Here is a 21,835-nt window from a genome sequence, read left to right as displayed (position 1 = left end):
AAACACGCTCGACCGATCGTAGCGGCCGTCGCCGTCGTCATCGCGCAGGCAGCGAATGCGCCCGCCGGGCCGGCCGTCGCCGTCGATGCCGTTGGGGTAATCCCGCATCTCGGCGACCCAAAATCGCCCGTCGGGGCCCCAGTCGAACGCCACGGGATCGACGACCAGGGGCTCCGCGGCCACGAGTTCGACCGTCAACCCATCGCGCGGCCGCAGCGCGGCCAGCGACTCCGCCGGCGATTTCGCCCGCGGCGCCGTACTGCCGAGCAGTTGGCGAAACGAGCGGCGATCAACCAGATCCTTGAGCCGTGCCGTGTCCTCGTTCTGCACCCACAGATGCGCGGAATGGAACCAGGCGCCGTTGTTCGTACCGCGGCGCGAGATGAGCGGCAACGCGCCGCTCTCGCCCGGTTGCGCGGCCAAGGCCTGCTCGGTCCAACCCTCGCCGGGAATGTACAAGGCTACGCCGGACCCGGACTCATTCGCATAGACCAGGTCGAGAGTCAAATCGTCGTTCAGGTCGACCAGGCGCAGTCCGGCATCGCGCTGGGCATCGTCAACGAACCGCGCCCCGGCCGGCCATTTCCAAGGCCGTGCCTGCCAGGCGTCGCGCTGGGGGTCCCAGGCATAGGCTGCCTGCCGCTCTGCGTTGGCGACGAGCAGTTCGGTCTGCCCGTCGCCGTCGACGTCATACAGACGCCACCCCCGATCGAGATGCGCCGCCGGCGTTGAGCCGCCGGAGACCTCCATCCCCGCGGCGATCGATGGCACCTCGCGCCATTGCTCGCCGACGTAGCGGAATCCGCGCATCGCGCCGGTGCCCGCGGCCGCAAGCAGGATCATCTCGCCTTGAGGGCCGGCGATTCCGAATCGTGCCTCGCAGGCCGGCGCGCCCCGATCATCGACCAGTGCCATGGGAAACGGCGAGTCGATCCAGCGGCGCTGTTGCGGCTGCCAGACGCGCGTCTGTTGCACCCGATCGTTGGCGATCACGACGTCCTGGTAGCCATCGGCGTTCACGTCGATCAGACGGATGCCGTGGTCGGCGCCGTTCGCCGCGCGCAGCGGCACGCCGCCCGTCAGGTTCCACTCGAGCCGTTCGGCCGCTTCGCGAAAGTTCAGGAATTTGACCCGCCGTCCATGCCTGGCAATGGCGCCGTCGATGAACTCCACGACCTGTTCAGGCCGGATCCAGTTGTGCGGGTGAAAGACCAGGTTGAACACGCCTTGCTTGACGACCACGGCATCGAGCGCGGCTTGCCAATCGTCAATCGTGCGCGGATTGTTCGGCTGCTGGACATGCTGCGCCGACCAATCGCTGGGCACGACACACGGAAACTCCCAGCAGCAGCTCCCAATCAGATAGGGATACGGATAGTCGTCGATCGTGTTGGCAAACGAGGGAAAGGGCAGATAGCGACGAAACCGCTCGGTACCGTCGTCAGCGACCACCAACGCGCGCGGCAACGCCGGATCGTTCGAGGTCAGCAGATTGAATACCGAGCTGTCGATCGACAGGAACCGGCCGGCCGCCGTGACGCGGTCGAAGATCTCCGCGTAGAACCGGGGGCTGACCGTGTTCTGCGAATCGCAACACGGCATGCGAAAGGCCACGGGGCGGTTGTTGGGCACCCCGGCCAACAGGTCGATGCAGTTGAAGCAGGTCTGCCGCGCACGCGCCAGGTCGCCGTCCTTGAGCAGTGGGCAGGGGTGGTCGATCGTGTGAACGTCGAGGTTCAACCCCTCGCGCAACCACGACTGCAAGTGCGGTTCGGCCGGGTCGACCTGGTTGGTCATGATGCTCACCGGCGCGCGGCCGTCGATCTGCTTCAACCGCTCGAGGATCGGCCGCAGATAGGCCTCGTACTTGCGCCAGTCGCGCAGATCGTCGATCGCCAACACGACCACCGCTTCGACGTCCGGTTCACCAATCCATTGCGGCGTGGTCAGGCCGGCGTGGTGTCGCGTCGGCCAGTAGGGGTTGTGCTCTTGAAGATGCGTCAGCCGATTTCCCGAGCGGGCCGAAACGACGCTGGCGGGCGAATCATTCGGCAACCCCCACGTCTCGCCGCCTCGCGCGCGACCGGGCAACACGACGCTCAGGGCCAAGGCGAGGGCGCAGAAGTACGGGGGGGCAAAGCAACGTCGGCGACCCATGACCTCGATCTCTCTTCAAATTGCAAGGCGCCATCCGTGTAATCCGCAGGAAGGGCGCAGCCCTCCGGTTCCTTTGTCACAGTTGGAACTATCGTAGCAAAGCATTTCCACTTGGTGACTTACGCTCTCTGGTTGTCTTGCACCTTTACGGCGCTATACTTCTTCTTGGTGGGCCAGACTCCCCCTTAGCATGGTTGTTGGGGCTGAAGGGGAAAAGCATCCGTGGGGGATGCGGGCGGCCAGCAAATTGATTTGCGATCGCCGCGCCGCCCTATCACCCCGCGAAGCCCCGGAAAGGCGTTCCGGGAGCAGTTTACACCGCTTGCGCTGGGTTGCGTGCCAATTGCGGCGTCGATCTCCGCCGGCAGCATGCCCCCCGGCACCGACGAGGGGGCGCGCTTCGCCCAATGCCGCGGAGGAGCGAGCCGCCGCCGGCAGAACGCGCCGGGGCACCTTTCGCTACGGAATGCGAGGCCATGAAAACCCAAGTCGATCTGCTCGAGGAAGTGCGCTCGCTGCGGCGACGCGTGGCCGAGCTGGAGTCGGGCATCGCCACCACGGAACCCTTGTCGAAGGCCCAGGCCAGCCTGCCGCTCGACGAACGCCAAGTCGCCTACTTGCGGCTGTTCAAGCAAACGCAATTGCTCCAATCGATTCTCGACAACATCGGCGACGGGATCGTCGTTTGTGATCATCGAGGCTACTTTCTGCAATTCAATCCGGCGGCCGAGGAGCTGTTGGGGCGCGGTTCGTTCAACACCTCGCGCGCCAACTGGCCCGAATACTACGGCCTGTTTCTGCCCGATCAGCAGACGCCTTTTCCCGCCGAGGAGCTGCCCCTTTCACGATCACTCCGGGGCGAAGACATCGATAATGTCGAGATTTACGTCGTCAACGAAGCGCGCCCCGCGGGGCTGTGGCTGAGCGTCACCTCGAGACCACTGCGCGACGAAAGCGGCGAGGTGCGCGGAGGGATTGCCGTATTCCGCGATGTTACCGAGTCGAAAGTGGCCCGCGCCACGCTGCTCGACAAACAGCGTCTGCTCGAACACCTGCTCGAATTTCACGAGCGCGACCGAACCTTGACGGCTTGCGAGATCCACGACGGCATGCTGCAGGAAATGAGCGCGGCGCTGATCCATTTGCAGTCCGCGCTGCACCGACTGCCGCCGCAAGCGGCCCAGGAATTAGAGACCACGCGCGAATCGATCGAGCGCGGCGTCACCGAGGGGCGCAGGTTGATCGCAGGACTCCGGCCTCCGGTGCTCGACGAGCAAGGTCTGCTGGCCGCCCTGCAAATGCTGGCCGATCATCACTGCACCGATGAGCGCGAGGTACATTTCGACCACGACGCATTGCCCCAGCGGCTGCCTCCAATCGTCGAGGGCAACCTGTTTCGCATGGTACAGGAATGTTTGAACAACGTCGCCCGCCACAGCGAGGCCACCGAGGCCTGGGTCGAATTGCGCCACGCGGCAGGGCAACTCCAGCTGATCGTGCGCGACAATGGCATCGGCTTCGACCCTCTCCAGGTGCGCGGCCAGCGATTCGGTTTGATGGGAATACGTGAACGCGCACAAATGCTAGGCGGAAGCGCGCAAATCACCAGCCAACCCGGCAGCGGCACCCGGCTCGTGGTCCAACTGCCATGGCCTGCGGCAGCAGCCGAGCCTGGCATGTAGTACAAAATCTGTAAGGGCAAAGACAGGATCGCAAAGGGGACGGGCAAACGGGAACCGAGGCGGGGCCGTGGGGGCTTCGCGCTACACTCTCCATGGGTACTTAACCGGCCCGCCTGGTAGGCGGCCAAGAGGATGCGCAACATGTCAATTCGGGTACTAGTGGCAGACGATCACCAGGTCGTGCGATCGGGGATCGCTCGCCTGCTCGAGGACTCTGAAGTCGAGATCGTGGGAGAAGCAACCACGGGCGAAGATGCCCTGCGCCAGGCCACGCAGCTCCGCCCCGATGTGCTCCTGCTCGATATCCGGATGCCACAGCTCGACGGCCTCAACGCGCTGGCCCGTTTGAAAGTCGATTCGCCGGCGACCAGCGTGTTGATCTTTTCGAGCTACGATAATCCGACGTATATCGCACGCGCCGTGGCCCTGGGAGCAAACGGATACTTGATGAAGAACGCCACGCGCGACGACTTGCTGACCGCCATCCGCACGGCAGCCACGGGGGGCAACATCTGGAGCCGCGACGAGCTGCGGCGCGTGACGGGGGCCCTCGCCACGCCGCGCGTGCCCGGCGACAACGAGGTGCCGCTCACTCAGCGCGAGAGCGAAGTGCTCAAGCAGATGGCCTATGGCCTGACGAACCGTGAAATCGCCCAGTCGCTCGGAATCAGCTACGAGACGGTGAAAGAGCACGTCCAGCACATCCTGCGCAAGATCGGCGTGAATGATCGCACGCAGGCGGCCGTTTGGGCCGTGCGCAACGGCCTGGTTTGACCCTCGACTCTCTGCGCTTGCATCGCGAGGTGCAAGCGCAGATAACGTGGCGCTGCCCTGGGAGCAGTTGCGCCCCGTTCACCTGAGGCGATCCGTGCCGAAGCCGACCGACGTTCGCATCGTTGCCGCGAGCATGCAGCTTGCGCGCCTCGCCTATCGCACGCCGATCAAGTTCGGTGGGCGCGTGATGAACGAGGCCTTGATGTGCGACGTCGCCATCGAGGTCGAAAACCGCGCGGGACGCCGCGCGCAGGGGCGCGGTTCGATGCCCTTGGCGCACGTCTGGGCCTGGCCCTCGCAATGCGTCGATGGCAGCGTCGCGTCGGCCGCCATGCAGGCCTTTGCCGCTCGCTGCGTCGATGCGGCCCTGAGCTGCAAGGCAACGGGCCACCCTTTGGAATTGACCCACGCGTTGGGACTCAATCATCCGTCCCTGGCCCGATCGATCGAGGCGGAACTCGCGCTTGCTGAGCCGCTGCCCCGGCTCGCGCAGCTCGTGGCGGCCAGTCCGCTCGAGGCCGCCGTGCACGACGCCTTTGGCCGCGCCTTGGGCCAGAACAGTTTCGACGTGCTGGGCGCGGAGTACGTCGATCGCGATCTGGCTTCGTGGCTAAACGCCGATTTCCGTGGGGAATATCTCGATCGATATACGCTGCGCCGGCCCAAGCCGCGAATGCCGCTGTATCATCTCGTCGGGGCGCTCGATCCGCTCACGCCGGCCGACGTCGCACAGCCCGTCGGCGATGGGCTGCCCGAAACGCTGGGAGCATGGATCGCGGCCGACGGCCTGACGCATTTGAAGATCAAGCTCAACGGCGACGACCTCGCCTGGGACGTAGAACGAGTGATCGCCGTCGAGCAGGTGGCCGTCGCGGCCCAAGCGGCACGCGGCTGCTCGACCTGGTGCTACTCGCTCGACTTCAACGAGCGCTGTGCCGACGTCGCGTACGTGCTCGATTTTCTTGCCCGCGTCGGCGAACGGGCGCCGCTCGCCCTGGAACGCGTCCAATACATCGAGCAGCCCACGCACCGGGACTTGCAGTCCCATCCGGAGAACCGGATGCACGCGGCGGCCCGTATCAAACCCGTGGTGATCGACGAGTCGCTGGTCGATTTCGAAAGCCTGCTGCTGGCCCGTGAGCTGGGCTATTCGGGCGTGGCCCTCAAGGCATGCAAAGGCCAGACAGAATCGTTATTGATGGCGGCCGCGGCCCAGAAATACGGGATGTTTCTCTGCGTCCAGGATCTGACGTGCCCCGGGGCTTCTTTCCTGCATTCGGCCAGCCTCTCGGCCCGCATTCCCGGCGTCGCGGCGATCGAAGGCAACGCTCGGCAATACTGCCCCGCCGGGAACCAGGGCTGGAGCTCACGCTACCCCGGCATGTTTTGCCTCTCGGACGGCGAATTGGCGACCAGTTGCCTTTCCGGGGTCGGGCTGGGGTTCGATTGGCCGTAAACCGCGCCGCTTGCCGGCTTGGCCGACAGCATCACGTCGGATTACTGCTTAGCTTGCGCGCAGAGCCGGACGTGGTGCTGCCGCGCCGAACGTCAGCAGTCGTCGCGGAAATCGGGAAGAAACAGCGGCACATCCGTCGTAAGTCGTTACTCGATGAGAATTTCGACCTGCTGTCGCAAATCTAAAAAAGCGATCCCCCGCGGCACTGGTACGGCAATTGCTTTTGCCTGAAAGCACGTTTGGTCTGAGGGCACGACGCCCTCCACAGAGGAAAGGCCATTTGCATAAGGCGCAAGCCCATGTTGATTCACAGCTATCGGGCGGAAGGTCCGGCATTGAAGGAAGCCGTTCGCTGGGCCGCGGCGAAAGAATCACGACGGGAGCGGAACCACGGTCAATACGGAGGCGTCGAATCGATGTTGACGCTGCCGGGCAACGTGGCGCCACGGAATACCCCGGACGGAAAAAAGTAACCAATCGACCACGAACCACCGAGCGTTGCTTGCAGTAGGCGGACCAGCAACGTTCGACACCCACAGCTTTAACCCCAAACGTATTGGACGGAGACAAAACGATTATGTCCGCCGCATCTGCAGGTACTACTCGCCGCGACCATGACCTGGAAATTCGCGTCCAGTCGGCGCTCGCAGCGAGCAATATTCCCGCATTGCGACGCCTGGTTGTCGAGGCGTTGGATGGAACCGTAACGCTGCGAGGTCGGGTCTGCTCGTTCTACGAAAAACAACTGAGCCATACGCACTGCCGCCATGTACCTGGCGTGGACCGGCTCGTGGATGCCATCGACGTGATTGCCGCGTCGCGTAACCGTACGGCCGTGGCATGAACTGATACACCGAGGCCGTTACACCGAAACCGACACACCGAACAATGCGAACTACTCTCGCTCCCCCCAAGTGAGAGTTTGCCCCCGGCGAAGTCAACTCCTCCACACTCTCCCAAACTTCCCGTGGGCCTTCCCAGAGCCCGGGTCTTCGGACCCGGGCCTTCTTTTTTTACCCGCGCGTCAGGATGCCGGCGTTTGCGCCCGCGGCTAAACTGAACGGGTTCGCCGAGCTTCAGGAGCTTCCTCGACCGGGACCATTCGTGCGTCACGCCTGCTTCGTGTCCCTGTTGTTTGCGCTGGCCGGCCCTTGGGTGCCGAACCTGGCCGCGGTCCGGGCCGCCGCGGTGGTCGTGACGAATCGCACGAACGGGACCGTCGAATTCCGCCTGCGCGCCGCACATGGCCCGTATGCCGACCCTGACTTCCAAGCCAAGTCCGGTCCGCGCCCTTTCAACGATTACAAGCTGGTGTCGGGCGAAGTGCGGCCGATCGCGGTGCTGGGGCCGGTGGAATTGGAATTCCCCTCGCTGGCCGGCGCGAAACATTACTTGCTCGAGCCGAACACGGTCAGCTATTTCGGCGAGTTCGCCAACGGCGTCGATCTCGAGCAGGTCAGCTTCACCGGCGGGGAGGAGACCGTGCCCGACGCCCCGTTGGCCGAGATGCTCGAAGGCATCCCGCCGGGATACGACGTGGAGTTCAACCGCCGCGCCGCATTGGCGCCCCTTGCGGTCATCCCGGTCAAGATTCTCGTTGACGACAACGAAGCGGCCCGGCAAGAGATCTGGCAGCAGCGGCTGACCAGACGACTGGAGATTGCCTCGCAGATCCTGGCACGCGCCTGCCGAGTGCGATTCAAAGTCGTGGCTTTCGACCGCTGGGAAACGACCGACAAGGTCACCGACTTCGTCGAATTGCTCGGCGAGTTCGAACACCGCGTCGATCCGGGTCCCGCCAAGGTCGCCATCGGCTTCGCGAGCCAGTTCGAACAGCCCGATGGCCCAACCAAACTGGGCGGTGTGCGCGGTCCGTTCCGCCGACACTGCCTGGTGCGCGAGTGGCCCAACAAGATCGTGACCGAGGCCGAGCGTCTGGAAGTCCTCGTACACGAGCTGGCGCATTTGCTGTGCGCCACCCACAGCCCCGAGCCTGACTCGGTCATGCGCCCGATCCTGGGTGACGGCCGGGCGCGGGCTCGTAACTTCCGCATCCAGATCGATCCGGCCAACGCGCTGATTTTGCACCTGGTCGGCGAAGAGCTGCGCGTGCGGAACATCTATGGCCTCAGCGAACTCAGCACCACCACCAAGCTGCAACTCGCGCGGATTTATGCCGAACTGGAAAAGGTTCTGCCCAACGATCCGGCCGCCTCGCAATTCCGCGATTTTGTCCGCTTCAGCCTGGCACAAAGCACGCGGCGCGAGGAAGTTGTGTTGCTCGAAGCCACGCGCAGGGTGCTGACCGCGGTGACCGAAGTGTTGCAATCGACCGCGCCGCCCCCCGCCACCGAAGCAGGTGCAGCAACCGAGGCTGCGCTGGCCAATGGACCGGCAGGCGACGCGCTGACGAGCCGCCTGGTGAGAACTGCTGCACGAGCCGCGCGCGGCACTCCGCCGCAGATCCAGCGATTGGCCCTGTTCCTGGGTTTGGCCTTGGCCCTCGACGATACCAACTCCTTGGCCGGTGTCGCGGAGCTGCGCAAGATTGCCGAGACGATTGACGACGAAGGGTCGCGGCGCGTGCGCAGCTCGTACTTGAGCCGGGCGACGATGCTCGATCGTACCGATCTGGTGAGCGAATTCTTCTTCGCCGCCGCGCTCACCGCGGCGCTGGGCCCGACGCAAGGCGAGAATCTGGGGCTAGTACGGTTGACGAGCCCGGCGCGCGAAGCACAAGGCTTCAGCTTCGCGCAATACGCCGCGCAGCGTGCCGGCGGCCACCTGGCAAAATTCCTGGCCGAACAATCTCCCGAGCACTGGGGCTGGCTCGATCGCTTCGCCGTGGCCGACGTCATGCCTCGTATCGACGAGCTACCAGAGAAGGTGACACCCAGCGACTTTGACGCGCGCTATGGCGGTCCAAGCGACGCTCGGTTCCAGGAGGTTCGACAGCGGATCGACGTACGCATCGGCCTGCTCCCCGCTTATCGCTCCGAAGCGGCCGCAGATTAAATCGCCTTAAGGACTCACTCGCCCCGATGCGCGAGGTAGGCGCTTCATGGGCGTTCCTGATCGGTTCGAAAAATCGCGAGCCTCGCTGGGTAGAATCGGGTCATCGACTCTTCGGACCGACCAAGCGAGGCGGCTGCGCAAGGCAGCGTGGCCCGGCAGGTTGCTCAATCTGGCCGCGCACTTTGCTTGCCGGATCGCGAGCCAGATGCTTCACTGGTGCGCGGCATGGCACAATTACCCGACACCGCAGCCACACCAGCCTCGTCCCAACGGGTGCTGGGCGAACACATCGGCCGGATCATGGCGATCATCGTGCTCGTGCTCGATGGCATCGGCCTGGTCTTGACCGCAATCCAATGGCTCGGTCTCGGGGGCGAGCCGCAAACCATGTTCGGAGCGAAGCCGCCGGCGTGGTTGGCGGTGGGGTCGGCGATCGTTGCCGCGGCCGGAACGCTGGCCGCCATCTTGGTGCTTGCCAGGCATCGCCGCGGAGCACGACTCGCCTTAGTCGCAGCGGCGTTGTCGGTGTTGTTTCTGCTGACGTGTTGTCTCGTGGCCGTCGGCGAAGTCGTCCAGCTTTATTCCGAGGTCTACGCCCCCGGCCCCGAGGCCAACGACGAAACTACGAAAACCCGGTTCATCCGGCTCGGCTTCACCGTGGCCACAATCGTCGGCGCGGCACTCGGCGCGTTTTATCGCGGGCTGCTGGCCTGGGCGACGAATCGCAGCAATGCGCAGGTGCGCCTGGTTGCGTAGTCCTGCTGCCGCTGGCCGCTGGTCAGGAACCGACGGCGCCAAAGACGCAGTGGCCCGCGGCGATCGTCGCGGCGATTGGCAACCCAGGCGCTGCAACCGTTGCGTTCGGCAAGCGGAACAACGCCAGGTCAGCCGGCTCGCCGGTCGCAAGGCCCTGTACGGGCAGCCCCACCAAGGCGGCCGGTTGCGAGGTCGCCATCGCGATCGCAGTCGGCAGATCGACACCTGCCATTTGCATCACTCCGGCAATGCCTGCGCCGATCGGGCGCGATGCGCCGGCAAGCAACTGATCCTGGCCGGCAATCACCAGCCGGCCGTCGGCGAGAATCTCCAGCTCGCCATCCATGCTCGTGTAGCGTCCCGGCGGCAGACCTGCCAGGCCCGACAAATCGCTGACCAACACAATGCGTTCGGGCCCCTTGGCCCGCACGAATACGCGCACGACCTCCGGGGGAAGGTGATGACCGTCGACGATCAGGCTCGCGGTCAGCCGGTCCTCGGCCAGTTGGTCCCAGAGATAGTTGGGATGGCGCCGCAACGCGCGGTGGGCGCCGTTGCCCAGATGCGTGCTGAGGCGCGCGCCCGCGTCGACCGCGGCCCGAATCTGAGCGCCCGTCGCCGCCGTGTGGCCGATGGCCACGGTCACGCCGCTGTCGACGCACCGGCGGATCAAGGGAATCGCGCCTTCGTACTCGGGCGACAAAGTCAGCAAGCGAATCCGACCCATCGCGGCGGTTTGCAGTCGTGCGAACTCGTCCCAGCAAGGCGGTCGGCAATGCGCCAGCGGGTGAGCCCCACGTGGGCCGTCTTCTTGAGAGATATATGGGCCCTCGAGATGGATCCCAACCATTTGGCGGGCTATCTCGGGACGCTCTTCGCACGCGCGGGCCACGGTGCGCATACCGTGCGCGAGCACGTCGAACGACTGCGTCGTCAGCGTCGGCAAGAATCTCGTGACGCCGTGGGCATAGATCGCCTGGCCGATGGCGGCGACCTGATCAACCGTCAGTTCGGGAGAACTGAACTCGTGTCCCAACAGGCCATTGACCTGGAGGTCGACAAAGCCGGGAGCAACCACGGGCAACTGGTCGTCGCCGCGCGTGCGAGCGCGCGTTGCGATGGCTGCGATCTGCCCAGCCTCGATCGTCAGCCGCGCCGGGGTCAACGTGTCGAACAACAGGGCGTCGAACTGCATCGCAGATAGCCTGCCGGAAGACGCGCCTTTCCGCCAGGCGCAGCAGAGGTCCGGGGGCAGAATAACCTCGCGAGAGAGTCCGAACCAGGGCACGCTCGCACGGCGTGCCGCCACGAGCAGCCGGCGACTCGGCGGCCTAGTAACGCGGGATGCTGCCGCGCAGCGCGGTGAGGGGCGAAGCCGATCCGACCCACTCGTTGCGGTGCCAACTGCCGGAGACCCAGCCGTGGGCATAGCGCGAAGTACTAGGCGTCGGATTGGCGGCCGGCCGTGAATTCGACAGGCCGAACCAGCGCCGCGATTCGATCCGGTTTTGTCGTGCCTGGGCCGATCTTGCGGCGCGCTGACGGACGGCGACCTTGGGATCGTCGTTGCGGCGGATCATTTCCTGATAAAACCACATCTCGGGCGTCGGCTGTAGTTCGCCCAAGGAGATCGGAGGCGAGATGACCGGCGAGCCTGCGGAGGCCGGGGCCGGTTCCGACTCTTGGGCCCGTGCCAGACCCGGAACCAGCAACAGCATCAACGCGCCGATCTTCAAGAGCCGCTTCATCGACGGATACTCCTCACCGGGTCGGACGGAAATCCCCGCGGCGATCGACCGATCGAACGTCGGGGACGTCTAAGAAGCGTTTCGGCTGTTGCCGATCGCACGGATTAGTCCGATCGCGCGGGAATCGCCGGTCGTAAGGTGCCCGCGGCGCGAAGCTGGAAAAGATCGGCAGACTTTAACGCCACAAACACGTCAGGGCGCTAAATGATCGGCTGCTGTGCCTGGAGAAAGCCGTGGAAATCAGCCTCGTCACCCTGCACGACCAGCACATAGACGAGCCCGCGTTCCTGCCAGCAGTCGCTCGTCACGCCCCGGGTGGTCAACGGCCGGAAGCCGGGCGTACCCGGTAACGGGTTGCCGGCGATTTGCAGTCCACGAGCCGGCATCACCAGCAGGTAAGCCTGCTGTTTACCGCCCGGAACCAGCCGATACAGCACCCCGCTGGTGCCCAGGCAGTTTCGTGCAGCCACCCATTCGACGCGCGGATTTCGCTTCACGGCCGGGCTGTAAGGGAACCCGCGCGGCACCGCCTCGCTCAGCAATCGCCCGGGCTTGTCCATCTCGTCGAGGCAAAACGTCGCGGCTGCCTCGAGAATGTCTTCGCGGGTATAGCTGCCTCGCGGCGCGTAATAGATGGCCAGTCCCAACGATGCCGCGGCGGCCAGTCCGATGCCCAGCCAGAACGGCGAGAATGGCCGCGACCGGCGCGGAGAGTCGCCCCTCTTGGAGCTGTCCGCAACCGCCGTCGGATGGGCCGCCAGCGTCAATTGGAGTTCGGCAACCGGTGGCGTCGAGGCTGCGGCAATTGCCTCGTCGACTATTTGAACTTCGATCATCTCCTCGACTATTTGAACGTCGATCATCTCCGCGGCGATCGTCGCGGAAGTCTTGCCGGCGCCGTCGGGCAAGGCCTGCGCAGGCTCACGCTGGACGATCGAAGCATCGCCGGCACTCAAACCGGCAAGCACCCGGGCGGCAAGATCCGCCGGCGGTTCGACCGAGGCCAGCGCGGAGCGCACCGCGACGTCGAATTGCTGGACGCGCGCCAACCTGCGGTTCGCCTCGGGATGAGACGCCAGATGCTCGGCGAGGCCCGACAATTCCGGCTGCCGAACGTCGTCCGTGTCGGCTCGGCAAGCGTCGAATTGTTCGTCAAGGCGTTCGTCGATCATCGTCGGGACCGATGGGTTTGCCGCAGTGTTTCGCTGCCCGCATGTTCCGCGGCAGCCGGCTCAGCGTCCTGCATGCAGTTCGAGCTCTAACAGTTTTGTCCGCAGATGGCTCTTGGCGCGTGACAACCGGCTCATCACGGTCCCGATCGGCAATTCCAGCCGCTCGGCAATTTCTCGATACGAACAATCCTCGAAATAGAACATCAACACGACCAGCTTGAAGTCGTCCGGCAACTCGTTGAGTGCCTGCTGCAAGCGGGCCTCGTCGAGCGGCGTCTCCTCGGGACGATCCTCAGGAATCGCGTCGAGATTTAATTCGATGGAACTGGCGTTGAACGGGGCGCGGCGTCTCCCGCGCCGCAGGTAGGCGTGCCGCAGGATCGTCAGCAACCAGGCGCGCGCAGCCTCCACTTCGCGAAGCTGACCCAGCTTTTCCTGCGCGACCAAAAACGTCTGCTGGGTCAGGTCTTCCGCGTCGACCGTGCTGCCGGTCAAGCGGTAGGCATAGCGATAAACCGGCGCCAAATGTTCAGCCACCAACTGCTCGATCAACGCGGCGGCAGGCGGCGCGAACGTGTCCGGAAAATCTTGCGAGTCCGGGTGCTGCCCTGCAGCAGGCGGACACCCCTTCGACTCCTCGCAAGGGAGTTCCCGGAATGTGCTGCCGCGAGGCTGCGAATCGTCAACCATGCTCCGTCTCTTTCTGGGAGGCGCAACCGCGGGCCATTATTCCCGACCGCAAGCCCCCGGAGGAGGCTTTTTCCGAAAAACTATTCGGCTCGTGCTAGGGATGCTTGCGAAATTGGTCCCGACCCGGGAATAATCTGGCTCGCAGGTGGCTCCCTTTATATGGCCGGGGGGTCGATTCGGTTCGACCGTTGACCAAACGGTTTGACTGGTGTCATTGCCCGGGCCATGGGTCGCCACCAATTTGGGCGGATTTTTTGTTCCTCGTATCACGAAGAGAAGGGTTTCCCAATGAAGAAGCTCGCTTTCCTCGCCGTGCTGGGCCTCGTCCTGGTCGGCAACACGCTGGGTTGCAAGCCGAAGGAAGAGGGCGCTGCCCCGGCGACTGAGCCCGCTCCGGCCGCCCCGGCTGGCGGTGAAGCCGCTCCGGCCACCCCGGCGACTCCGTAGTTTGAGCGTCCCGCCTACGGCGGGAACGCGAAGTTGTTCGAGCAGCCTGCCTTTGGCGGGAACGCGAGAACAACCTCTCGCCAAACATGAAAAGGGACCGTTCTTCGGAACGGTCCCTTTTTCGTTGGCTGCTTCTCTGACCGAACACGCGTTGCCCCAGCCATGGCGGGGCGCGTGGGCTACACGCCCTTGTTCGGCTTGGGTACGCGGTTACCGGTCGGCCCTCGGCCGCGGCGGCCGCGCTTCGCCCGGGTGGCCGATTCGATCTTCACCTCGTCCAACCGCTTGCCCAGCGACGCGCGAAGCTGCTCGATTCGATCGCGCAAGGCCGCGGCCTTTTCGAATTCGAGCGATTGCGCCGCCGACAGCATCTCTTCTTGCAGTTCGACGATGTACTCCTCGGTCACATATTGCACCTCGTCGGTCCGCCCGGCCGCCGCGTTGGCCGACGAATGGGCCGCGGCCACGGCCTCGATGCCGGCCCGAATGTGCTTGCGAATCGACTCGGGCGTGATGCCGTGCTCGGTGTTATAGGCGATTTGCAATTCGCGGCGGCGGCGCGTCTCGCCCACGGCCCGCGACATCGACTCGGTCATCGTGTCGGCATACAGCACCACTCGGGCATTGACGTGCCGTGCCGCGCGGCCGATGGTCTGAATCAACGAGGTCTCGCTGCGCAGGAACCCCTCCTTGTCGGCGTCGAGAATCGCCACCATGGAAACTTCGGGCAGGTCGAGACCTTCGCGCAACAGGTTCACGCCCACGAGGGCCTCGAACCGTCCTTCGCGCAGATCGCGCAGCAGTTCGACGCGTTCGAAGGCGTCGAGTTCGCTGTGCAGCCACTTGCACTTCACGCCTTTTTCCGTGAGATAGTACGACAAGTCTTCGGCCAAGCGCTTGGTCAGCGTTGTCACGAGCACTCGTTCGCTCACGGCGGCGCGGGCGCGAATCTGTTCGAGCAAGTGCGGCACCTGCCCGCGCGCGGGGTGGATCTCGATCTCCGGATCGAGCAGCCCCGTCGGCCGGATCACCTGTTCGACCACCTCGCCGCCGGTTTGCTCGAGTTCGTAAGGCCCCGGCGTGGCCGAGACATAGACCACTTGCCGGATCTTCGCCTGAAACTCCTCGAATCGCAGCGGGCGATTGTCCAGCGCGCTCGGCAGCCGGAAGCCGTGATCGACGAGCGTCCGCTTGCGGCTGTAGTCGCCGGCGTACATCCCACGCACCTGCGGCACCGTGACGTGCGATTCGTCGACGATCAGCAGGTAATCGTCGGGAAAGAAGTTGAACAGCGTATCGGGCGTCGAACCCGCCGGCCGGCCGCTCAGCGGGCGGCTGTAGTTCTCGATGCCCGGGCAATAGCCCACCTCCATCAGCATCTCGATATCGAAGCGCGTGCGCGCCTCGAGCCGCTGGGCTTCGAGCAGCTTGCCCTGGTCCTTGAATTCCTGCAGCCGGGCGACGAGTTCCTCCTTGATCGAATTGACGGCCGCGTGAATGCGCTCTTCCGGCATCACGAAGTGCTTGGCCGGGTAGATGAACAACTCGTCCTGGTGCGAGATCACCTCGCCGCTGGTCGGATTGATGATCGAAAGCTGCTCGATCTCGTCGCCCCAGAATTCGATCCGCACGGCGAACTCTTCGTAGCTCGGCCACAATTCGACGCAATCGCCGCGCACGCGGAACTTGCCCCGGGCGAATTCCACGTCGTTGCGGTCGTACTGGATTTCGACCAGCTTCATCAATACGCCGTCGCGATCGGCCGATCCGCCTCGTTCGAGGCCAACCATCATCGAGCGATAATCCTCCGGCGATCCCAAGCCGTAGATGCACGACACACTGGCCACGACGATCACGTCGCGCCGGCTGACCAGCGCGCTGGTCGTCGCCAGGCGCAACCGATCGATGTTCTCATTGATCGACGCATCTTTTTCGATGTAGATGTCGCGCTGCGGGATGTACGCCTCGGGCTGGTAATAGTCGTAGTAGCTGACGAAGTAGTGGACGGCGTTGCGGGGAAAGAACTCCTTGAACTCGGCGTAGAGCTGCGCCGCGAGCGTCTTGTTATGCGAGAGCACTAGCGTCGGGCGGTTCAGCCGGCGAATGACGTTGGCCATCGTAAACGTCTTGCCCGAACCGGTGACGCCCATCAGCACCTGGTGCCTGCGCCCGGTGGACAGGCCCTGAGACAGGGCCTCGATCGCCTGCGGCTGATCCCCGGCCGGGGCGAACGGTGCAGCGAGTTCGAATTCCACGTCCCTTGGCTCCTGGGGGGCCCTGCGGCTGGGGCGATGTCTCCGGTGACGCGGCTCCGACCACCTGCCGGACACATCGCCCAAACCGGGAATTATAGACATCGGCCCTGTGTGTCGAGCGATTCCTGCGGGCGATTCTCGACCAGCTTGGCCGGGGCCGCGCGGCGCGATTACACTGCACGGACGTTTGTACGATTCGCCTTTCGATCTTTACCGGCCAACCCTGAGGGCCACCGCGCGATGCCAACTCTCACCCGATCTACCTGGCTGGCCCTCGCCCTGGGCCTGGCGAGCCTGCTTGACGGCACCGGCCTCCGCGCCGACGACGCGCCAGCCGAGGGGACTCCCAAACCGGAAGGCACCCTGGCACGCTCGAGCTATGCAATGGGCCGCGAGTTCGGCGAGAATTTTCGCAATCAGTTCATTGAAATTGACTTGCAGGCCCTGTACCAGGGCATTGCCGATGGGCTCAAGAATAACCCCTCGCCGCTCTCGGCCGAGGAGGCGCAAGCGGCGCTTAAGGAGCTCTCCGCGTTGCTGCAGCAGCAATACACGGCGCGCCGGCAAAAACTCGCCGAGGCAAACAAACGCGCCGGCGCCGACTTTTTGCTCGACAATGGCAAGCAAGAAGGCGTCGTGATCCTCGCCAGCGGGCTGCAGTACAAGGTGGTCCGCGTGGGCAAAGGCGAGAAACCCGCGATCACGGACCGCGTCGCGCTGCACTATCGTGGAACGCTGCTCGATGGAACCGAATTCGACAGCTCTTACAAGCGCGGCGAGCCCCAGCACTTGAATGTCGCCACGGCCATTCGCGCCTGGAACGAGGCCTTGCCGCTGATGTCCTCCGGCTCGAAGTGGATCTTGTACGTGCCGCCGGAACTGGCCTACGGCGAAAAGGGGAGCGGCGAAAAAATCCCGCCGAACGCGACGCTGGTGTTCGAGATCGAGCTGCTGGGGATCGATTAGCCGCGATTTCCGAGCGCGGAAATCCCCCTCACTTCGAGCTGGGAGACGCCGCCTCGGCCGGGTCATCGTCCAGCGGCAACAAGTAGGGCCGCATCTTGTCCAGCGTCGCTGGGCCAATGCCGTCGATATCGAGTAATTGCTCGATGGATGTGAATGCGCCGTGCTCGTCGCGATAGGCGACGATCCGGTGGGCAGTCGTCTCACCCACCTCGGGCAGCAGTTCTAACTCCGGCCAGGCGGCCTCGTTCAGGTCGACCAAGAAACGCGCCTGGCGCGCGGGCAGCCGGTCAAAGTCGATCAAATCGATGCCGCGGCGCCAGAGGTCGATTCGCCACAGCAGCAGCGCGACCAGGGCCAGGGCTACGAGCATTGCGACCGTGCGCTGGTCGTGCCGCTGCAAAAACGCCTTGGGCGCTTGGTGCTTTTCGCTACCCGCTGCCGATCGATCCACAGCACTGCCACCTGGGACGCTACACTGAACGCACTCGACGCAGAGCCGGCCCGGCGCCGGCGTACCGACCCGATCTGGATCAGGCGATTCCCGTGGCGAAGGATTTTACTCCGGTTTGTTGGGATCAACAGCTTGCCGACTCCTGGCAGGCCCTGCTGCAACTGGCCGTTCGCGAGGATCTGGCCCGGTTGTACGACTGGACCTCTGCGGCCCTGGTGGATGTCGAGACCGAAGCCCGCGCCGCAATCGTGGCCCGCAAGGCGGGAATCCTGGCCGGGCTGCCGGCGGCCATCATGACTTTGGCCGAGTACAGCCGGTCGGCCCAGTTCGCAGCCCTCGTCGCCGATGGCGCCGCCGTGCAGGCAGGCCAGACGGTGGCCGTGGTGAGCGGTTCGGCGCGTGCCTTGCTGGCCGCCGAACGCGTCATGTTGAATATCCTCGGCCATCTGTCCGGCATCGCCACGCTGACGCGGCGCTATGTCGACGCCGTGGCTGGAACCGGCGCGCGCGTCTACGACACCCGCAAGACGACGCCCGGCTATCGCCGTTTGGAAAAATACGCCGTGCGGCTGGGCGGGGGCCACAATCATCGCACTGGGTTGTTCGATCATCTGCTAATCAAAGACAACCATCTGGCCGTGGCCGAGTCGCAGGCGGGTGGCTCACTTACGCCGCGCCAGGCCGTCGTCCGCGCGCAGGAATTCATGGCCCAAATGCTGCCCGAGGGCCAGCGCGCCGTGATCATCGAGATTGAAGTCGATCATCTCACACAACTGATCGACGTGCTGCCGGCCGGTCCAGATATCGTGCTGCTGGACAATATGACACCTGACGAGTTGCGCGAGGCCGTGGCCATTCGCAACCGCCTGGCCCCGCACGTCGAGCTGGAGGCCTCGGGCGGCGTGCGTCTCGAAACGGTGGCCGCGATTGCCGCGACGGGGGTCGAGCGGATCAGCGTGGGGGCCCTGACTCATTCGGCCCAATGGTTCGACGTCGGCCTCGACTGGAACCCCGCTGCACTCGCCGAAACGCCGGGCAATTGACTGTTGTGACGGCTGTAAGGGTCGTCTACTCGCCAGGTAGACGGATCGACCTGGCCGCGAGCGTCCCGTCGGGACGATTTTTCGCCGATTTCCTGCGGAGTTTGACAAGCCTAGCGAGCGAACTAGGGTTCCCATGCATCCATGCCTCGGGGAGGGGAGTGGGTGCATTGACTGGCGCGGCAGGGATAGCTGGGAGCTAGAGGGGACCCTGCCGCGCCATTTTTATTGTCCAGCGGACGGATCAACCGCTGCCGGGCGACTCACCCATGACTCGCACTGGCCCAACAGCACGCCGGACTTCCTGTCGCCGCGGCTTCACGTTGCTCGAGGCGATCGTTGCGATGGCCATCATGGCAATCGCCGGCACGGCCTTGATCTCGGGCGTGTTCAGCGCGATCGAGAATGCCGATTTTGCCGCCGAAGCGCAGATCGCCCAGGGCCTGGCAGCACAGATGCTCGACGAGATCGCCGCCCGGCGCTATGCCGAGTCGGGAGCAGGGGCCTATCAAGTCACGCTGGGGCCCGAAGCCGGTGAGACGAATGGCGTCGTGCGCACGGCATTCGACGACCTCGATGACTACGCGGGGCTGAGCAATACGCCGCCGGTCGACCGCTACGGCGTGGCGCTGGGCACCGAAAATGGCTCCGGCGCGACGCGCAACGCCGCCGCTGCCGCGCCCGCCAGCTTTTTCTCCACCTGGCGTGTCGACGTCGAAGTGAACTACTTGAACGCCACGAATCTCAGCCAGACGAGCAGCACGCCGACCGATTTCCGCGAAGTCCAGGTCAAGGTCTATCGCACCAACGGCAGCTCGCCACGACTGGTCGCCACGCAACGCAGGGTGTTTGCCTATGTGCCGCGCCCCTAGCTGCCGACTTGCCGCCGCGCCGCGCTGGCGGGCACCCCGTGACGGGATGACCCTCGCCGAATTGCTGATGGCGATGGTCATCACCGGCCTCCTGGCCGGGATCGCCGCCGGCATGGCCAATGCCACGTTTCAGGGCCATCGCTACAGCCGCGGGCGCTCCGACGCCACGCAGCATGCCCGCGTCGCCTGCGAGCGCATGGCCCTGTTGATCTCGCAGGCCTATGCATCGCCGACGCATCCGGGGGTGGCCGTCGTGTACAAGACGGTCGGGAGCGAACAGTTTCCCGATACCTTGGTCATTTGGACCCCCACCGGCTCGCCGGTGAACACCGCCGGGCCACCGCAAATCAGCGAATGCGTGTTCATCTGCTGCGACCCGGCCGCCCCGCAACGGTTGATCGAGCTCCGAGCCCCAGGCGACACGCGCACGCTGCCGCTGGACGACACGATCAACGATTCCGCGAACCAGGCCATCGTCGCGGCATTGAAAGTCGCTCCGACGAGCACGGTCATCGAACTGACCCCCCTGGTGCGCACTTTCACGGTGAGCAGTACGTCGCTGGGCGCCGTGCGTTTCGAGCGCAAGCTGCATCCGACGACCGCCGAATGGACGAGCTACCAGGCCAACACGCTCGCCTTCTCGGCGATGTCCTGGCCGCGGGACCTGTGGGGCGCCACGGTCGGCATGCGTCAGTGCACGGTGCGATACGAGCTGCAGCTGATGCCCGGCGACGAGGCCGTGCTGACCGATCCGCAAGGCGTTTCGGCCTTGCCGTTTCTTGGCTCGGCCACGTTTTACGACGACCTGAAGGCCACGCACTAGCGAAGGAGGGAACCCACGATGTTGCGTTCGACCGATCGCTCCGCTCGGCGCGGCGCGGCCATGATCATCGTGATGGTCTTGCTGGCGATGACCATGGTCGTCACCTACTCGGTCTTGCATACCAGTGCGACGGTCACGCAGATCCAGGCCAACGGCGGTCGCGAAGATCGGGCCCACCTGGCCGCCGCGGCCGGCATCTCCGCCGCACTGCGGGCCATGCACAACGCGAGCGTCTGGACAGGCGTGAGCACGACGCTCACCGGCAGCCTGTCGACACTCGACAGCTACAGCGTGACCTACACGGCCGGCGACAGCTCGCTGACGGTGAGCAGCTCTGATTATGCCGAGTATCCCTATCGCGTGACGCTGCTCTCAACTGGCACGGCGGTCGACTCCAGCAATCCGGCGCTCAGCTCGACCCACCAGATTCGGGTCGTCGTACAACTGGTGCGCGAACAGTTGTCGGCACAACCGTCGAACTGGTCGTCGCTGTCAAACTACACCGTCTACCAGAACAAAGACTCGAGGGTCGTCAAGATCGACTTTCCCTGCAGGATTACGGGCAACGTGTTATTCAATGGCGACCTCGACCTTTGCAGGGACTATCCCGACGGCAGTTCCCGGGCCACGTTCACGATTGACATGGGGAATATGCCTGGCGCCGGCCAGGCCGATTATCGGCCCTTCGGCGGCACGGTCACGCTCAACGCCGACAAGCAATTGAACGACGACTCGGCGGTGCTGAGCGCTCAGATGCAGACGGCGGTCAATACTATTTCCGGTGCGGCCGCGTCGCTTGGCTCCAGCATGTCCTCGGTGACCACCTATCGCCTGTATGCCGGAGGGCCGGTCTACTCGATTCCTGCGCTGGCTTCGAGTATCAGCAACGTCACGTTGGCACCCGACGTACCGACGAACCCCTTGGGTATCTTCCGCGCCACCTCGAACATCACGGTCGGCAGCAATGTCACGATTCAGGGCATGCTGCGCAGCCCTGCGAAAATCACCATCTCGGGCAGCAACGTCGTGGTCTCGGGAGCGAACCTCGGCCCCTTGCGCGGCTCGTCCACGCCCGTCCACCTGCCGACGCTGCGATCCAACGACTTGACCGTCAACGCGTGGGCAAACTGCACCGTAACCGGCCTGGTCTGGGTGGACAACGCGTTCAAATCAGCCAAAGGCGCTTCGAACGGATCGCTCACGATCACCGGCCGCGTGCTGTGCGAAGAGTTTCTCGTCGAAGGTCGCAACGAATGGGACTTGGGATTGTCCTACTGGAACCTGATGCTGAGCGTCTTCAACACTCAGAAAGGCCAGCCGGGCGGGATTCAGTACTACCCGGCCTACTGCGTCACGTTGCCCTCGCTATCGCTCACGCCGCTGTGCACGATTCAGCCCCCGACGAGCAATGTGACCTATCACGGCAGCTCACTGTCGAACCCTGTTTTTGCACCCGCCACGGGGGCCGCCGGGCTCAAGTGGGATCTCGTCTCGTGGGCAGATGTGAACTAGGGCCGCGCTTGTCTGCGAG

19 protein-coding genes are annotated in these 21,835 nt (G+C 64.5%); 12 read left to right on the top strand and 7 right to left on the bottom strand.

What is annotated here, in order from left to right:
* The coding region (locus tag K1X74_14960) for a hypothetical protein (GenBank protein MBX7167628.1) at nucleotides 1-2,157 on the bottom strand (2,157 nt) is incomplete at its 3' end.
* A 476-nt stretch (nucleotides 2,158-2,633) separates the two neighbouring features.
* Between K1X74_14960 and K1X74_14955 the strand changes: the two genes are divergently transcribed.
* From K1X74_14955 to K1X74_14930, 6 genes are all read left to right on the top strand, one after another.
* Nucleotides 2,634-3,839 carry a PAS domain-containing protein gene (locus K1X74_14955; GenBank protein ID MBX7167627.1) on the top strand — a complete coding sequence of 402 codons (1,206 nt, stop codon included), beginning with the start codon at nucleotides 2,634-2,636 and terminating at the stop codon, nucleotides 3,837-3,839.
* A gap of 141 nt (nucleotides 3,840-3,980) precedes the next feature.
* Nucleotides 3,981-4,613 (top strand): response regulator transcription factor, encoded by a 633-nt coding sequence (locus K1X74_14950; protein MBX7167626.1) that lies wholly within the window; start codon nucleotides 3,981-3,983, stop codon nucleotides 4,611-4,613.
* Nucleotides 4,564-6,069 (top strand): hypothetical protein, encoded by a 1,506-nt coding sequence (locus tag K1X74_14945; GenBank protein ID MBX7167625.1) that lies wholly within the window; start codon nucleotides 4,564-4,566, stop codon nucleotides 6,067-6,069. Before K1X74_14950 ends, K1X74_14945 begins: the two co-directional genes overlap by 50 nt.
* Before the next feature lie 577 nt (nucleotides 6,070-6,646).
* On the top strand, nucleotides 6,647-6,913 hold the full coding sequence (locus K1X74_14940) for a BON domain-containing protein (GenBank protein ID MBX7167624.1): 267 nt from the start codon (nucleotides 6,647-6,649) through the stop codon (nucleotides 6,911-6,913).
* Nucleotides 6,914-7,191: 278 nt separating this feature from the next.
* A complete protein-coding gene (locus K1X74_14935) occupies nucleotides 7,192-9,084 on the top strand; it encodes a hypothetical protein (GenBank protein ID MBX7167623.1) in 1,893 nt (630 codons plus the stop codon).
* A 225-nt stretch (nucleotides 9,085-9,309) separates the two neighbouring features.
* On the top strand, nucleotides 9,310-9,840 hold the full coding sequence (locus tag K1X74_14930) for a hypothetical protein (GenBank protein ID MBX7167622.1): 531 nt from the start codon (nucleotides 9,310-9,312) through the stop codon (nucleotides 9,838-9,840).
* A 22-nt stretch (nucleotides 9,841-9,862) separates the two neighbouring features.
* Here K1X74_14930 and K1X74_14925 read toward each other — a convergent pair whose 3' ends face one another.
* The 4 genes from K1X74_14925 to K1X74_14910 all read right to left on the bottom strand — a co-directional run bounded on the left by K1X74_14925 (nucleotide 9,863) and on the right by K1X74_14910 (nucleotide 13,450).
* Nucleotides 9,863-11,035, bottom strand: coding sequence for an amidohydrolase family protein (locus K1X74_14925; GenBank protein MBX7167621.1), 1,173 nt, complete (start codon nucleotides 11,033-11,035; stop codon nucleotides 9,863-9,865).
* Between the two features lie 136 nt (nucleotides 11,036-11,171).
* The gene (locus tag K1X74_14920) at nucleotides 11,172-11,588 is read right to left on the bottom strand and encodes a hypothetical protein (protein MBX7167620.1); all 417 of its coding nucleotides are present in this window, start codon (nucleotides 11,586-11,588) and stop codon (nucleotides 11,172-11,174) included.
* Nucleotides 11,589-11,788: 200 nt separating this feature from the next.
* Entirely contained in the window at nucleotides 11,789-12,760 is a 972-nt protein-coding gene (locus tag K1X74_14915; GenBank protein ID MBX7167619.1) for a hypothetical protein, read from the bottom strand.
* Between the two features lie 60 nt (nucleotides 12,761-12,820).
* Nucleotides 12,821-13,450: a sigma-70 family RNA polymerase sigma factor gene (locus K1X74_14910; GenBank protein ID MBX7167618.1), complete on the bottom strand. Its 630-nt coding sequence runs from the start codon at nucleotides 13,448-13,450 to the stop codon at nucleotides 12,821-12,823.
* Between the two features lie 288 nt (nucleotides 13,451-13,738).
* Between K1X74_14910 and K1X74_14905 the strand changes: the two genes are divergently transcribed.
* The gene (locus K1X74_14905) at nucleotides 13,739-13,897 is read left to right on the top strand and encodes a hypothetical protein (protein ID MBX7167617.1); all 159 of its coding nucleotides are present in this window, start codon (nucleotides 13,739-13,741) and stop codon (nucleotides 13,895-13,897) included.
* A 179-nt stretch (nucleotides 13,898-14,076) separates the two neighbouring features.
* Here K1X74_14905 and uvrB read toward each other — a convergent pair whose 3' ends face one another.
* Nucleotides 14,077-16,254 (bottom strand): excinuclease ABC subunit UvrB, encoded by a 2,178-nt coding sequence (gene uvrB, locus K1X74_14900; GenBank protein ID MBX7167616.1) that lies wholly within the window; start codon nucleotides 16,252-16,254, stop codon nucleotides 14,077-14,079.
* Between the two features lie 138 nt (nucleotides 16,255-16,392).
* Here uvrB and K1X74_14895 point away from each other — a divergent pair, with 138 nt between their 5' ends.
* The gene (locus K1X74_14895; GenBank protein MBX7167615.1) at nucleotides 16,393-17,118 is read left to right on the top strand and encodes an FKBP-type peptidyl-prolyl cis-trans isomerase; all 726 of its coding nucleotides are present in this window, start codon (nucleotides 16,393-16,395) and stop codon (nucleotides 17,116-17,118) included.
* 28 nt (nucleotides 17,119-17,146) lie between these two features.
* On the opposite strand, the gene K1X74_14890 is transcribed toward K1X74_14895, so the two are convergent.
* A complete protein-coding gene (locus K1X74_14890; GenBank protein MBX7167614.1) occupies nucleotides 17,147-17,377 on the bottom strand; it encodes a helix-hairpin-helix domain-containing protein in 231 nt (76 codons plus the stop codon).
* On the opposite strand from K1X74_14890, the gene nadC reads away from it, so the two are divergent.
* The 4 genes from nadC to K1X74_14870 all read left to right on the top strand — a co-directional run bounded on the left by nadC (nucleotide 17,272) and on the right by K1X74_14870 (nucleotide 21,816).
* Nucleotides 17,272-18,612, top strand: a complete 1,341-nt coding sequence (gene nadC / locus K1X74_14885; GenBank protein MBX7167613.1) for a carboxylating nicotinate-nucleotide diphosphorylase — start codon at nucleotides 17,272-17,274, stop codon at nucleotides 18,610-18,612. The two genes, K1X74_14890 and nadC, sit on opposite strands and share 106 nt — an antisense overlap.
* Before the next feature lie 266 nt (nucleotides 18,613-18,878).
* A complete protein-coding gene (locus tag K1X74_14880) occupies nucleotides 18,879-19,481 on the top strand; it encodes a type II secretion system GspH family protein (GenBank protein MBX7167612.1) in 603 nt (200 codons plus the stop codon).
* Nucleotides 19,482-19,527: 46 nt separating this feature from the next.
* Nucleotides 19,528-20,304 carry a hypothetical protein gene (locus tag K1X74_14875; GenBank protein ID MBX7167611.1) on the top strand — a complete coding sequence of 259 codons (777 nt, stop codon included), beginning with the start codon at nucleotides 19,528-19,530 and terminating at the stop codon, nucleotides 20,302-20,304.
* Nucleotides 20,305-20,322: 18 nt separating this feature from the next.
* Nucleotides 20,323-21,816, top strand: coding sequence for a hypothetical protein (locus tag K1X74_14870; protein MBX7167610.1), 1,494 nt, complete (start codon nucleotides 20,323-20,325; stop codon nucleotides 21,814-21,816).
* Nucleotides 21,817-21,835: the final 19 nt, after the last annotated feature.

This window comes from Pirellulales bacterium, assembly GCA_019694435.1.
Taxonomy (GTDB): Bacteria; Planctomycetota; Planctomycetia; order Pirellulales; family JAEUIK01; genus JAIBBZ01.
This window is presented reverse-complemented; position numbering and strand designations above follow the sequence as displayed.

Coding starts and splice junctions, on each gene's coding strand:
- K1X74_14955 (MBX7167627.1), top strand. CDS start 2,634: ATGAAAACCCAAGTCGATCTGCTCGAGGAAGTGCGCTCGCTGCGGCGA.
- K1X74_14950 (MBX7167626.1), top strand. CDS start 3,981: ATGTCAATTCGGGTACTAGTGGCAGACGATCACCAGGTCGTGCGATCG.
- K1X74_14945 (MBX7167625.1), top strand. CDS start 4,564: ATGATCGCACGCAGGCGGCCGTTTGGGCCGTGCGCAACGGCCTGGTTT.
- K1X74_14940 (MBX7167624.1), top strand. CDS start 6,647: ATGTCCGCCGCATCTGCAGGTACTACTCGCCGCGACCATGACCTGGAA.
- K1X74_14930 (MBX7167622.1), top strand. CDS start 9,310: ATGGCACAATTACCCGACACCGCAGCCACACCAGCCTCGTCCCAACGG.
- K1X74_14925 (MBX7167621.1), bottom strand. CDS start 11,035: ATGCAGTTCGACGCCCTGTTGTTCGACACGTTGACCCCGGCGCGGCTG.
- K1X74_14920 (MBX7167620.1), bottom strand. CDS start 11,588: ATGAAGCGGCTCTTGAAGATCGGCGCGTTGATGCTGTTGCTGGTTCCG.
- K1X74_14915 (MBX7167619.1), bottom strand. CDS start 12,760: ATGATCGACGAACGCCTTGACGAACAATTCGACGCTTGCCGAGCCGAC.
- K1X74_14910 (MBX7167618.1), bottom strand. CDS start 13,450: ATGGTTGACGATTCGCAGCCTCGCGGCAGCACATTCCGGGAACTCCCT.
- K1X74_14905 (MBX7167617.1), top strand. CDS start 13,739: ATGAAGAAGCTCGCTTTCCTCGCCGTGCTGGGCCTCGTCCTGGTCGGC.
- uvrB (MBX7167616.1), bottom strand. CDS start 16,254: ATGTCTATAATTCCCGGTTTGGGCGATGTGTCCGGCAGGTGGTCGGAG.
- K1X74_14895 (MBX7167615.1), top strand. CDS start 16,393: ATGCCAACTCTCACCCGATCTACCTGGCTGGCCCTCGCCCTGGGCCTG.
- nadC (MBX7167613.1), top strand. CDS start 17,272: ATGCGCCGTGCTCGTCGCGATAGGCGACGATCCGGTGGGCAGTCGTCT.
- K1X74_14880 (MBX7167612.1), top strand. CDS start 18,879: ATGACTCGCACTGGCCCAACAGCACGCCGGACTTCCTGTCGCCGCGGC.
- K1X74_14875 (MBX7167611.1), top strand. CDS start 19,528: ATGACCCTCGCCGAATTGCTGATGGCGATGGTCATCACCGGCCTCCTG.
- K1X74_14870 (MBX7167610.1), top strand. CDS start 20,323: ATGTTGCGTTCGACCGATCGCTCCGCTCGGCGCGGCGCGGCCATGATC.